Source organism: Desulfurispora sp. (genome assembly GCF_052744395.1).
In genome coordinates this window covers 41,184-53,417 of sequence record NZ_JBRAJI010000009.1, presented here as the reverse complement: position 1 = coordinate 53,417, position 12,234 = coordinate 41,184, and the positions used below count along the sequence as shown (strand labels likewise).

Annotated in this window: 13 protein-coding genes; 4 read left to right on the top strand and 9 right to left on the bottom strand. The window is 54.2% G+C overall.

The features are described 5' to 3' along the window. Positions 1–172: 172 nt before the first annotated feature. Positions 173–523, bottom strand: coding sequence for a spore coat protein (locus tag ACUVTU_RS03925; RefSeq protein ID WP_445888661.1), 351 nt, complete (start codon positions 521–523; stop codon positions 173–175). Positions 524–544: 21 nt separating this feature from the next. Further along, positions 545–859, bottom strand: coding sequence for a hypothetical protein (locus ACUVTU_RS03920; protein WP_445888660.1), 315 nt, complete (start codon positions 857–859; stop codon positions 545–547). A gap of 201 nt (positions 860–1,060) precedes the next feature. Between ACUVTU_RS03920 and ACUVTU_RS03915 the strand changes: the two genes are divergently transcribed. Together ACUVTU_RS03915 and ACUVTU_RS03910 are read left to right on the top strand one after the other, a co-directional pair. Next, entirely contained in the window at positions 1,061–1,693 is a 633-nt protein-coding gene (locus ACUVTU_RS03915) for a DUF47 domain-containing protein (protein ID WP_445888659.1), read from the top strand. A 24-nt stretch (positions 1,694–1,717) separates the two neighbouring features. After that, a complete protein-coding gene (locus tag ACUVTU_RS03910) occupies positions 1,718–2,725 on the top strand; it encodes an anion permease (protein WP_445888658.1) in 1,008 nt (335 codons plus the stop codon). A gap of 147 nt (positions 2,726–2,872) precedes the next feature. Here the strand turns inward: ACUVTU_RS03910 and ACUVTU_RS03905 are convergent, their stop codons facing one another. Beyond that, a complete protein-coding gene (locus ACUVTU_RS03905) occupies positions 2,873–4,426 on the bottom strand; it encodes a putative polysaccharide biosynthesis protein (RefSeq protein ID WP_445888657.1) in 1,554 nt (517 codons plus the stop codon). Between the two features lie 248 nt (positions 4,427–4,674). Here ACUVTU_RS03905 and fusA point away from each other — a divergent pair, with 248 nt between their 5' ends. Then, a complete protein-coding gene (gene fusA / locus ACUVTU_RS03900) occupies positions 4,675–6,696 on the top strand; it encodes an elongation factor G (protein WP_445888656.1) in 2,022 nt (673 codons plus the stop codon). A 93-nt stretch (positions 6,697–6,789) separates the two neighbouring features. Next, entirely contained in the window at positions 6,790–6,972 is a 183-nt protein-coding gene (locus ACUVTU_RS03895; protein ID WP_445888655.1) for a hypothetical protein, read from the top strand. A gap of 31 nt (positions 6,973–7,003) precedes the next feature. Here ACUVTU_RS03895 and ACUVTU_RS03890 read toward each other — a convergent pair whose 3' ends face one another. From ACUVTU_RS03890 to ACUVTU_RS03865, 6 genes are all read right to left on the bottom strand, one after another. Continuing rightward, positions 7,004–7,405 (bottom strand): cobalamin B12-binding domain-containing protein, encoded by a 402-nt coding sequence (locus ACUVTU_RS03890; RefSeq protein ID WP_445888654.1) that lies wholly within the window; start codon positions 7,403–7,405, stop codon positions 7,004–7,006. A 106-nt stretch (positions 7,406–7,511) separates the two neighbouring features. After that, complete coding sequence (locus ACUVTU_RS03885; protein ID WP_445888683.1) at positions 7,512–9,110, bottom strand: acyl-CoA mutase large subunit family protein; 1,599 nt, start codon at positions 9,108–9,110, stop codon at positions 7,512–7,514. A gap of 147 nt (positions 9,111–9,257) precedes the next feature. Beyond that, positions 9,258–10,199: a methylmalonyl Co-A mutase-associated GTPase MeaB gene (gene meaB, locus ACUVTU_RS03880; protein WP_445888653.1), complete on the bottom strand. Its 942-nt coding sequence runs from the start codon at positions 10,197–10,199 to the stop codon at positions 9,258–9,260. Positions 10,200–10,212: 13 nt separating this feature from the next. Further along, positions 10,213–10,743 (bottom strand): cob(I)yrinic acid a,c-diamide adenosyltransferase, encoded by a 531-nt coding sequence (cobO, locus tag ACUVTU_RS03875; protein ID WP_445888652.1) that lies wholly within the window; start codon positions 10,741–10,743, stop codon positions 10,213–10,215. Between the two features lie 301 nt (positions 10,744–11,044). Further along, positions 11,045–11,257 carry a hypothetical protein gene (locus tag ACUVTU_RS03870; RefSeq protein ID WP_445888651.1) on the bottom strand — a complete coding sequence of 71 codons (213 nt, stop codon included), beginning with the start codon at positions 11,255–11,257 and terminating at the stop codon, positions 11,045–11,047. 11 nt (positions 11,258–11,268) lie between these two features. Then, complete coding sequence (locus ACUVTU_RS03865) at positions 11,269–12,222, bottom strand: acyl-CoA dehydratase activase (protein WP_445888682.1); 954 nt, start codon at positions 12,220–12,222, stop codon at positions 11,269–11,271. Positions 12,223–12,234: the final 12 nt, after the last annotated feature.

The following is a 12,234-nucleotide window of genomic DNA, read 5'->3' as shown; positions in this document are numbered from 1 at the left end:
CAGGTTTGATAGTGACTTATTACAAAAAAAATGCCAACAAATCTAATAATATAAATAATCAGTAAATTCAAATAATGATGGACAGGAAGCAGATTGTTTATTAACTACTGTTAACATCATTGTGTAAATAGAAATAAACACATAAAAATACCCCGGGCTTTCCCGGGGCGGGTTACTGCATCATTTGTTCCGGATAGGCAAACTGGGTCTGGTAATCTGAGAACTGCTGATAGGTTTGCTGCAGTTTCTGGGCGTCTTCCGGCTCCAGTTTATACCAGCCTTTGCGGAACATTAAGTTGAACAGCTCCCTGGCACACTGGTGGGTCTCCATCAACATGGTTGTGACATCGCGATGCAGGGACTGGTGGGAGGCTTCTCTGGCCATAACATTGAAATTGTCTGTAAGCAGCTTTTCCGTGGCCAGCGCATCATTCAGCAGATCGCGGTCATTGAACTGGGGGCCTTTGATCCGGCCAGCATTGCCGGCGGGGGGGTTGGCAATTAAATTCTGGTTTTGCTGCATTTGCTCAATACCTCCTGCTTGTTAATAGGTTGGCCTGGTTATATGCTGGGCGTTGTGCTGAGGGTGAGTGTGGTTCAGCAGGGCCTGGTACTGCCTCTGGTGAATTTGACCCAACTGCATGAAGATATGGCGAATTTCTGGATCGGTACAGTTTTGGGCATAAAAGTGGCATTTCTTGCTGGCGGTGAGCGTCCAGGAAAGAGCATCTTTTAAGTATAGATGGTCTTTGGTGCTGATAATGTTGGGAGGCTGGGCCATCAACTGCTGGGTCTGGTACAGCTGGGGGTCGGGCGGGCTGGTTTGACTGGCCGGATTGATGTAATTGGGGTTGTGCATGGTACATTTCCTCCTTGCGGCGTATTTTGGCAATATTAGTATTTCTGTATCTGGAAAAAATAATGCATGGCTCCCTCTTAACAGATAATTAACGGGAAATTATTTGCCTCTTAACAGGTATTTAGGGAAAGAAAAAGAATTACATAAAGCCGGCTTAATAAAACTTTAATGATATCAAAATATATTTCTTTGGGGGTAAAGATGGTTAATATTGTTAAGTTGCTGCGTAAAAAGCCCAATGTTTTTTATGAGTACTTTAATCTGATAGCCAGGAACATCGGACTGGCCACCGATGTTTTTATTAGGCAAATCGATGATCTGTGTAATTGCGAGGACTATTCGCTGCAGATCAAAACAGTGGAAAACATGGGCGATCAGTATACCCATGAAGTGATTGCCGAGCTGAACAAGGCCTTTGTCACCCCGCTGGAAAGAGAGGATATTCTGGGCCTGACCCTGCAACTGGATGATGTGCTGGACTGTCTGGAAGTGTGCTCCTCGCACTTGTTCCTTTACCGGATTACCGAGCCCGATGATTATATGAAGCTTTTTGCCCGCAATATTCAGATTTGTACCCAGGAACTCATTCAGGCTGTAGAAAAATTGACGCAGAACAAATTGCAGGAGATGACCAGACACACCCATAAAATTAATGATCTGGAAAACGCTGCCGATGCCATTTTACGCGATGCTCTGGAAAAATTGTTTGCTGACAACAAAGATGCTATTGAAATTTTGAAGAAAAAAGAGATTTACACCATGATGGAGTCGTTTTCGGATTTCTGTGAAGATGTTGCCGATATACTGGAAGGCATCATCATGCGCAATTCTTAATTAAGATATCGACGAGGATGGTATATGATTGAAACAAACTTTTTATTAACTGCGCTGGTTGTATTGCTGGCTCTGGCCTTTGACTTTATCAACGGGTTTCATGATACGGCCAACGCCATTGCCACTTCCATTTCCACCCGCGCCCTCAAACCGCGCATAGCCATTGTGCTGGCGTCCACCATGAACCTGGCCGGGGCCCTGGCCTTTACCGGTGTAGCCAAGACTATCGGAGGCAAGATTGCCAACCCCTTTGCCCTGGAAGACGGGCTTTACATTGTAACGGCGGCTCTGATAGCAGCCATCGCCTGGAACCTGATTACCTGGTATTATGGTATCCCCAGCAGTTCTTCCCATGCCCTGATTGGTTCGCTGGTAGGGGCCGTGCTGGCATCAGCCGGCTTTGCCGCAGTCAACTTCAAGGGATTTGTGAACATCCTGGAAGCTTTAATTTTCTCCCCTATTTTGGCATTTGTTACCGGCTATGTGATCATGAGCTTGATTAAGATAATTTTTTATCATGCACACCCGGTGAAGCTCAACCGGCGCTTTCGTGTTCTGCAAATATTTACAGCTGCCTGGCAGGCCTTCAGCCATGGCACCAATGATGCTCAGAAGTCTATGGGTATCATAACCTTTGCTCTGATCGCCGGCGGTTTCCAGCAGGAGATGGAGATTCAGTCCTGGGTCAAGATAAGCGCTGCCCTGGCCATGGCTATGGGCACATCTTTTGGCGGCTGGAAAATCATCAAGACGGTGGGTTCGCGTATTATAAAAATCGAACCGTCCAACGGTTTTGCCGCCGACTTCACTTCGGCTTCGGTCATTCTGCTGGCCACGCTCCTGAAACTGCCGGTCAGCACCACTCACGTGATATCCTCTTCCGTCATGGGAGTGGGAGCGGCTAAACGCTTCCATGCGGTTAAGTGGGGGACTGCTCAAAAAATAATTACGGCCTGGCTGATCACGTTGCCCGTAACCATTGTTCTGGCCGCGCTGGTTTACATGTTGATGGATCTGTTTTTGCCCATTTAGCATTTAGGAGATAGTTTACCAGAAGAAGAATTGACCGATCTTTATAATAAGAGTACTGTTTGGTATAGTATGAATGCATTTTAGAGCAGGGAGCGTTGGGCTTCCTGCTTTTTTTATTTTAATGTGGAATGCTGTTTGAATTATGTCTTACCGCCGGCGCAATAGACTGGCATACCGGGACAGTTCACCCGGGGTGATACCACCGATGAGCAGTAGCACCAGCAGGTAGACCAAACTGCCGGCCAGGAGGGCGGCGGAAAGATATAAGGCCGGGTGAGCGGTGAGTAGTGGCCAGAATAGGCTTTTTACCAGGTAAATAGCCGCGGCGGCGGCCAGGCCGGCCAGAAGGGGTTTTTGCCCCTGGCGCAGCAGAGGGGTGGGCCAGTGCAATAGCTTTTTCAAAGCCAGGTAGTTGAGCAAACTGTTTAAGATCAGCGCTCCGCTAATGGCGGCGGCTGCACCCCGGATCTGCAGGGCCGGTGTGAGCAGGGCGATGCCGGCCAACTTGCCTGCCGATGCCAGCAGCAGGTTGCGGAAGGGCAAGTCGGCCCGGCCCAGGCCCTGGAGCATGCCGGTAAAGGTTTGCTGCAGGTAGAGGAAGGGTCCGCAGAGGGCCAGGATTTGCAGGGCAGCACCGGCATCCGGGTAACCGAAGAGGACTCCGCACAGTTCGCGGGGCAGCAGTAAAAAAAAGACGGCCGCAGGGGTGCCGAACACTATGGTCAGGCGCACGGCTTCACCGGCTCGCTGGCTCAAGACGGGCCACTGGCCGGTGGCGGCGGCCTCGCTGATGGCGGGCAGCAGGGCGGTGGCCAGGGCAATGGTGATCACGCCGGGCGTAAAGATCAGCGCTTCAGCTATACCTACCAGTTGGCCGTAGACCGCTGTGGCCGCGTCGGTGCTCAGGCCGCTCTTTTGCAAGCAGGAGGGGATGAGCAGGGCTTCTACCGACAGGATGGCCGTTGCCACCACCCGGGACAGTGTCACCGGGATACCCAGGTCTAGCAGGCGGCGGGCACCGTGCCAAAAACCGGCAGGTGGAGTTGGTATATTACTGGGACGTCCGGGTCGCCCGCTCAGATATATGTAGATCATTAGCCCCAGCCCGCACAGTTCCCCGCAGACCACACCGGCAGCAAGCCCCAGGGCGGCGTAGACTACGCCCCGGGGCAGCAACAGGTAGGCGGCAGCCAGGCCGGTGCACACTCGCACAACCTGTTCGGCCATTTGGGTGAGGGCGGTGGGTTCCATGCGGGAAAGGCCCTGGAAGTAGCCCCGAAAGACCGAGCAAAGGGAGACAATAAAGACACCCGGCAGCAGGGCCAGCAGGCACAGATAGGCGTCCGGATTGGGCAAGATGCGACTGCGCAGCCAGGGCAGCAGTGAGAGGAAGAGCAGGTAAACCGCCAGGTTGGCTGTAACCACAACGGTTAGGGACTGGTGCAGGAGGCGCTGCACTGCTGCCCGGTTGCCCCGGGCTTTTTCTTCCGCTACATATTTGGCCAACGCTACCGGTATGCCCAGGCTGGCCAGCACCTGTAGCATGATGTAGACGGGGAAGACCATGTTGAAAAGCCCGATGCCTTCGGGCTTTATTAATCTGACCATCCAGATCTGGTATATGAAGCCAATAATTCGGTTAAAAATACTGGCGGATAGCAATACGGCCGCGCCATATACAAACGACTCTCGGACGGACATGCAATCACTCCTTTGCGTCATTTGTATGAGGCCCGACGGGAAAAAATGATGCTGCTAATTTTGTTAATCTAAAAAGAGGAAAAAGTTAAAACTATGTAGAATAACAAACGGGTGCAATTCAGGCATCTGTGGCGCCAGTATTTGTAGCGCAGACCGGCGCCGGAGCCCGGCGGGGATCAGCCGGCGCATTAAGTATAGGCACTAAAGCAGCGCTATACCACACATCAACAAAAAGGAGGCCAGCAGTTTTGAAAAATTATCCCAGTGCCCAAATTCGCAACATCGCTGTGGTAGCCCATGGCGGCGCGGGTAAAACATCCCTGGTGGAAGCTATGCTCTTTAACACCGGTGTACTGAGCCGGCTGGGCCGCGTAGAAGACGGCACTACCACGGCCGACTATCATCCGGAAGAAGCATCCCGGCAGATGACCATCCATACCAGCCTGGTACCCTGTGAGTGGAAAAATTGCAAATTAAATGTTTTAGATACACCCGGCTATGCCGACTTCATCAGTGAGGTCAGAGGTGCCCTGCGGGTGGTCGATGGTGCCGTCTTCGTGGTTTCGGCCGTTGACGGTGTGGAAGTGCAGACCGACATCATTTGGGATATTGCCGATCACGCCAGTCTGCCCCGCCTGGTATTCATCAACAAGATGGATCGAGAAAATGCCAACTTCTTTAAAGTACTGGATGAACTGAAGGAGAGCTTTGCCGCCAATTTCGCTCCCATTCAGCTACCCATTGGCCAGGCACTGGACTTCCAGGGCGTAGTTGATATTGTAGAGCAAAAAGCCTATCGTTTCGAGAACGGTAAGGCGGTACCCGTCGATATTCCCTCCGACCTGGCCGATACGGTGGCCGAGTACAGGGAAAAGCTGGTGGAAGCCGCTGTGGAAGCCGATGACGAGCTGATGATGAAGTACCTGGAAGGGGAAGAGCTCAGCCTGGATGAAGTCAAGCTGGGTTTAGCCAAGGGCGTGCAGTCGGCCAAAGTGGTACCCATCTTGTGTGGTTCGGCCACAAAAAACATGGCTGTTAGCAGCCTGATGGACTTTTTGGTGGAAAACTTCCCGGCTCCGGTAGTGGAGGAGGGTAAGCCGCTGGCCGCTCTGGTATTCAAGACCCTGGCCGACCCCTATGTGGGCAAGATGAACTTTGTGCGGGTTTATTCGGGCACGCTGAAGAGCGACAGCAATGTCTACAATGCCCGCAAGGATAAAATGGAGAAGATCGGTCAGATCCTTTATGTACGGGGTAAGACCTCTACCCAAACCCCGACCCTGCCGGCCGGCGATATCGGTGTGCTGGTTAAACTGCAGGATACCGGTACCGGGGATACCCTGTGCGAAAAAGACAAGGTGGTAGAGCTGGAAGGCATTCAATTCCCCGAACCCACCTTTATGGTGGCCATCACCCCCAAGAGTAAGGGTGACGAGGATAAACTGGGCAATGCCATCAGCAAGATACTGGAGGAAGATCCGGCGATACGCCTGCGCAAGAGTGTGGAAACCAAGGAAACCTTGCTCATCGGGATGGGCGAAATGCACCTGGACATTATCATGGAGCGCCTCAAGCGCCGCTACGGTGTGGATGTGCTTACCGATACCCCGAAAGTGCCTTACCGCGAGACCATTCGTACTCAGGTACAGGTGGAAGGCAAACACAAGAAGCAGACCGGCGGTCACGGGCAGTACGGCCATGTCTGGTTGCGCCTGGAGCCTCTGCCGGACAAGGAATTCGAATTTACCGAGGAAATTTTCGGCGGTGCCGTACCCCGCAACTACTTCCCGGCGGTGGAAAAGGGTATTCGGGAAGCCATGGCCGAAGGTGTGCTGGCCGGCTATCCGGTTACCGGCGTGAAGGCTGTGCTGTATGACGGCTCCTATCACCCGGTAGACTCCTCGGAAATTGCTTTCAAGATTGCTGCCGCCCAGGCTTTCAAGAAGGGGGCGCTACAGGCCAAGCCGGTGCTGCTGGAGCCCATCATGGAAGTGGAAGTGACCGTACCCGAGAGCTTTATGGGCGACATTATCAGCGATTTCAACACCAAACGCGGCCGCATTCTGGGTATGGATCCCGCCGGCAAGAACACCAAGGTACGGGCGCACGTGCCCCTGGCCGAAATGTACCGCTATGCCATTGACCTCAAGTCCATGACCCAGGGCCGCGGCTCCTTCAAGATGGAATTCTATAGCTATGAAGAAGTTCCCGCCCGCCTGGCGGAAGATGTGATCAAAAAGGCCAAAGCGGCTGCCGAAGCGGAAAAGTAAGCAGAAAGGAAAAAGCAGCAGGTTTAGTGCCTGCTGCTTTTTGTCCTACTTGCCGGGAGTTCTTCTTGCGTCGATGGGAGAGAGGGGAGAAATATGCTGGCAGCATTGCTCTTAATTATTGTTTCTTCGGCCATTATGGCCAGCACCTTTATCTTTGTGGCCCGGGGGCTGGGCTGGCAAAACGCGCCTCCCTGGAGCAGTGTTTTCGGAGTGCTCTCATTGCTGGGCCTAGTGCTGGCTCTGGTGGCCAGCTATACGGGGCGCCGGCACCAGTAGAGCCGCCGGCGGTGTGTTAATTAAACCAGGGTTAAGCTGTTTTCACCACCGACTGGATCCATTCGACTATTTCTTCGATGGTAGTGCCCGGGGTGAAGATCTCCTGGGCGTAGCCACCTTCCTTGAGAGCTTTAATATCATCTTCGGGGATGGTGCCGCCGGCCATCACAACGATGTCCTCGGCGCCATTTTCTTTGAGCAGTTCCTTGACCCGGGGTACCAGGGTCATGTGGGCTCCCGAGAGAATGCTCAGTCCAACTACGTCTACGTCTTCCTGGATGGCCGCCTCCACGATTTGTTCGGGAGTCTGGTGCAGTCCCGTATAAACCACTTCCATGCCGGCATCGCGCAGGCCCCGGGCCACCACTCGGGCGCCCCGGTCGTGACCGTCCAGGCCGGGTTTAGCTACCAGAACTCTTATTTTCCTCTGCATGTAACATTCCTCCTCATCAATCGGGCTTGCTGCAGTTGGATAGATAATAGAGACAGATAATAGATAAATGATTGTTCAAGCATATCACCGCGGATCGGGTGTGCTGTTAGAAAATGGGTTTTTCCTTATACTCGCCGAAGACTTCCTTCAGTACCTGGATGATTTCGCCCTCGGTGGCGTAAGAGCGCACGCATTCCAGAATGTAGGGGATGAGGTTTTCCGGGCCCTCGGCGGCGCGGCGCAAAGCTTCCAGAGTTTCCTGTACCTTGATGTTGTCGCGTTCGCGGCGCAGCTTCTGCAGGCGGGCGACCTGCTCTTTTTCTATCTGCGGGTCAATCTTCAGGATTTCAATTTCCAGCTTTTCGTCCGGATTGGCGAATTCGTTCACGCCCACCACAATGCGTTGCTTTTTGTCTACCGCCCGTTGGAACTGGTAGGCGGCGTCGGCGATTTCTTGCTGGAAGAAGTTCTGGTCGATGGCCTTGAGTACGCCGCCCCTTCTTTCGATTTCAGCAAAATATTTTTCTGCTTCTTCTTCCATCTTGTTGGTCAGGGCTTCCACATAGTAGGAGCCGGCCAAGGGATCGATGACATTGGGTACGCCGGTTTCGTAGGCCAGGATCTGCTGGGTGCGCAGGGCGATTTGGACAGCTTTTTCCGTGGGCAGGGCCAGCACTTCGTCCATGGAGTTGGTGTGCAGCGACTGGGTGCCGCCCAGTACAGCGGCAAGTGCTTCGTAGGCAGTGCGCACAATATTGTTTTCTGGTTGCTGGGCAGTCAGGCTGCAGCCCGCGGTCTGGGTATGAAAGCGCAGCAACCAGGAGCGGGGATCTTTGGCCCCGTATTTTTCCCGCATGCGGCGGGCCCAGATGCGGCGGGCGGCACGGTACTTGGCGATTTCCTCAAAGAAATCGATGTGGGCATTGAAGAAAAAGGACAGGCGGGGGGCGAAGTCATCCACGTTCAGTCCCGCTGCAATGCCCGCTTCTACATAGGCGAACCCATCGGCCAGAGTGAAGGCCAGCTCCTGTACGGCGGTGGCTCCGGCTTCCCGGATGTGGTATCCGCTGATGCTGATGGTATTCCATTTGGGAACATATTTGCTGCCATACTCAAAAATATTGGTGATCAGGCGCATGGAGGGCTCGGGCGGGAAGATCCAGGATTTTTGGGCAATGTATTCTTTCAATATGTCGTTCTGGATGGTGCCCGTGAGTTTCTCAGAAGGTACGCCCTGCTTTTCCGCTGTGGCGATGTACATGCACCAGAGAATGGCGGCCGGAGCGTTGATGGTCATGGATGTGCTGATTTTGTCCAGAGGGATGCCGTCAAACAAGATTTCCATATCCTGCAGCGAGTCAATGGCCACGCCCACCCGGCCTACTTCACCAAAAGCGCGGGGGTGGTCGCTGTCGTAGCCCATGATGGTGGGCATGTCGAAGGCCACGCTCAGGCCGGTCTGGCCGTTGGCCAGCAGGTACTTATAGCGCTGGTTGGATTCTTTGGCGGTAGCAAAGCCGGCGAACTGGCGCATGGTCCAGAGGCGTCCCCGGTACATATTGCGCTGTACGCCCCGGGTGTAGGGGTACTCGCCGGGCAGGCCCAGGTCCCGCTGGTAGTCGAAGTTGGGCAGGTCCAGGGGGGTGTACAGATCCTGCACCGGCATGGAGGACACGGTTTCAAACTTGAAGTCGCGGTCTTTCATCTGGTTCCTTTTTTCCCGCCAGCTGTCGTAGGCCTGTTTGATTTCCGCGTTCTTATCACACATCTCCTAGGCTCTCCTTTCTATATCTTCAGGGGTCTTAAAGCGTTTTTGCGGTATTCGTGGCCGGTGTGAGCCCGGCGCCATCATTTAATGCAAGATATTTCGCAGTAGCAGGTCCGCAGCTGTGTAGGGATCCAGCTGCCGGCTGAAGACCTGCTCCAGCAGTGGGGCAGCCGGGCTGTTTTCCTGTACGGTGGCGATAATCTTCTGGTGCAGGCTCTGCTGCACGATGTCCACCAGCTCCTGCTGCATTCTCTGGTGCTGCTTTTGGCGCCATTTATCGCTGATCTGGCATTCCCGCCGGTGCCGCTGCAGTTCCTGCCACAACTGGTCGATGCCGGTACCCTGCAGAGTAGAGGTTAATACTACCGGGGGCCGCCAGCCGTTAAGCAGGGGGCTTAAATCCAGCATGCCTTCAATGTCAATTTTGATTTTTTCGGCACCGCCCAGGTCGCATTTGTTGATCACAAAGATGTCGGCTATTTCCATGATCCCCGCTTTGATGGTCTGGATGTGATCGCCGGCGCCCGGCGTGAGCACAACTACCGTGCTGTCGGCGTAATTCATAATATCCAGCTCGGACTGTCCCACCCCCACGGTTTCGATAATAATCACCTGGCATCCATAGGCGTCCAGTACCTTGACCACGTCCTTGGTGGCCCGGGCCAGTCCGCCCAGGTTACCCCGCGTGCCCATGCTGCGGATGAACACGCCCCGATCCAGAGCGTGCTCCTGCATCCGGATGCGATCCCCCAGCAAAGCACCGCCCGAAAAAGGGCTGCTGGGATCCACGGCAATGATGCCCACGGTCAGGTTTTCTTGACGGATACTTTTGGTCAGCTCATCCACCAGCGAGCTTTTGCCGGCCCCCGGAGAGCCGGTAATGCCGATAACAAAGGCCTGTCCGGTGTATGGGAATAGATCGCGCAGGATTTCCTGCCGGGCAGGGTCCTCGTTTTCCACCAGGGTGATCACCCGGGCCACGCTGCGCCGGTCACCCTGCAGTACTTTGGCCGCTAGCTGTTGCATCTACTGTCACCCCCTAATACTCTATGCCCTCCCGGGCCGGTACGCCCTGGTAGTACGGATGTTTGTGCAGGGTCATTTCGGTTACCAGATCGGCCGCTTGAATGATTTCTGGCGGGGCGTAACGACCGGTGAGCACCAGTTCCAGGTGGGCGGGCTTATTCCGGAGCAACTCCAGCACTTCTTCCAGCGGTACCAGTTCATAGTCCAGGGCGACATTGATCTCGTCCAGGATGACCAGGTCGTACTCGCCCTGCAGGATGGCCTGGCGGGCCTTTTCCAGGCCGCGCCGGGCCTGGATTTTGTCTTCCTCCTTGGGACCTTCTTTGCAGACGAAGTTGGGCAGTCCGGCCTGGATTATTTCAAATCCCGGCAGATTTTTGACTGCGGTGAGTTCGCCGTAAGTCTCCCAGCCCTTCATGAACTGGATCATCAGCACCCGGTGGCCATGTCCGGTAGCCCGCAGCCCCAGCCCCAGAGCGGCAGTGGTTTTGCCTTTGCCATTGCCAGTATAGACTTGTATACAACCTTTTTCTTTTCGCGGCATGGGTAGGTGATCACTCCCTGCTGTTTATAAAAGTTGGTCAATAGACAACATTTATAAAATTTATAATAGTCAGACAGTATATAGGATAATGCAATAAGTATGCCTAACTTTAACAGGGGGGGTAAGGAGCAAAGGAGGATGGCCGGTACGGCAGTCGGGATGAATGAAAAGCGGTAAAGAGCAGGTGTGCGGTACGGCACCCGCTGAAGGTGACACGAGCGGCTGTCCACGGGGTAGTCAATTCCCCATTCTCCTGTATATGAGTGTAAACACATTCTAAATTGGTGCAAACAAAAGATGCCTACCCGGTGGGCGGCATCTTCTTGCGCCAGTACAGGTATACAATTAAACCCAGCCCAACAAAAAACAGGGCGAAGAGCCCCCAGGCAATGACTTCGCTGGCCGGGCGGCCCGAGCGGTAGGCGTCCCAGGCTACCCAAACGCCGCTGCCCAGCATGAAGAGCAGGATGGTGTAGTTGACGAACAGGGCCAGATAGGTGTAATCGGAAGACATATTTTCACCTTCTAGATATTGTCCCAGCGCTGGCAACGGGAGCCCCAGCGGCCAATCACTTTGCCTTCCTCCAGGATCTCCACAATCTCACAGCTGTTGGGGCAACCGGTGCACTCAAAACTGCCGGTTTTATAGGGCAGCTCGGCTACGTGGAAGCCCTTGAAACTGGTACCGTCCCGGCGGACGCTCTCCTCCTGGGCCAGGTAGGCGGCTCCGATGGCTCCCATCACATTGAAATAGGGAGGAATAATTACGGGCAGGCCCAGGGCCCTTTCAAAGGCTGCTTTGATGCCCTTGTTGGCGGCTACCCCACCCTGGAAGACCACGGGGGGCAGGATTTCCTTGCCCTTGCCCACATTGTTCAGGTAGTTGCGCACCAGGGCTTCGCACAGACCGTTGATAATGTCGGCAATGGGGAAGCCCATCTGCTGCTTGTGAATCATATCGGACTCGGCAAAAACTGTGCAGCGGCCGGCAATGCGTACCGGGTTGGACGATGAGACGGCTATATCACCGAAGTCGGTAATGGGTATGCCCAGGCGGGCGGCCTGCTGGTCCAGGAATGATCCTGTCCCGGCGGCACAAACGGTATTCATGGCGAAATCGGTGACTACGCCGTTGCGGATGATGATGATCTTGGAGTCCTGTCCGCCAATTTCCAGCACGGTCTGCACATCGGGCACGATCTGGGCGGCGGCCACGGCATGGGCAGTAATCTCGTTCTTGATCACGTCAGCCCCCACCATTACGCCGGCCAGATAGCGGCCGCTGCCAGTGGTGCCCGCTGCCAGCACTTTAACCTGCCGGCCGTATTCCTGGTTGAGGTGGGCCAGGCCTTGCTGCAGGGTTTCAATGGGACGACCGCGCGTGCGCAGGTACAGGTCGGCAATTACCTCGCGCTGTCTGTTAATCAATACTATATTGGTGCTGACTGATCCTACATCTATTCCCAGGTATGCTTCGATCATGGTTACTTT

Bases quoted from the DNA above. Each gene is read 5' to 3' on its own strand.
- ACUVTU_RS03895 (WP_445888655.1), top strand. From the start codon at position 6,790: ATGCTGGCAGCATTGCTCTTAATTATTGTTTCTTCGGCCATTATGGCC.
- ACUVTU_RS03925 (WP_445888661.1), bottom strand. From the start codon at position 523: ATGCAGCAAAACCAGAATTTAATTGCCAACCCCCCCGCCGGCAATGCT.
- ACUVTU_RS03890 (WP_445888654.1), bottom strand. From the start codon at position 7,405: ATGCAGAGGAAAATAAGAGTTCTGGTAGCTAAACCCGGCCTGGACGGT.
- ACUVTU_RS03915 (WP_445888659.1), top strand. From the start codon at position 1,061: ATGGTTAATATTGTTAAGTTGCTGCGTAAAAAGCCCAATGTTTTTTAT.
- ACUVTU_RS03910 (WP_445888658.1), top strand. From the start codon at position 1,718: ATGATTGAAACAAACTTTTTATTAACTGCGCTGGTTGTATTGCTGGCT.
- ACUVTU_RS03905 (WP_445888657.1), bottom strand. From the start codon at position 4,426: ATGTCCGTCCGAGAGTCGTTTGTATATGGCGCGGCCGTATTGCTATCC.
- ACUVTU_RS03885 (WP_445888683.1), bottom strand. From the start codon at position 9,110: ATGAAAGACCGCGACTTCAAGTTTGAAACCGTGTCCTCCATGCCGGTG.
- meaB (WP_445888653.1), bottom strand. From the start codon at position 10,199: ATGCAACAGCTAGCGGCCAAAGTACTGCAGGGTGACCGGCGCAGCGTG.
- ACUVTU_RS03920 (WP_445888660.1), bottom strand. From the start codon at position 859: ATGCACAACCCCAATTACATCAATCCGGCCAGTCAAACCAGCCCGCCC.
- ACUVTU_RS03870 (WP_445888651.1), bottom strand. From the start codon at position 11,257: ATGTCTTCCGATTACACCTATCTGGCCCTGTTCGTCAACTACACCATC.
- cobO (WP_445888652.1), bottom strand. From the start codon at position 10,743: ATGCCGCGAAAAGAAAAAGGTTGTATACAAGTCTATACTGGCAATGGC.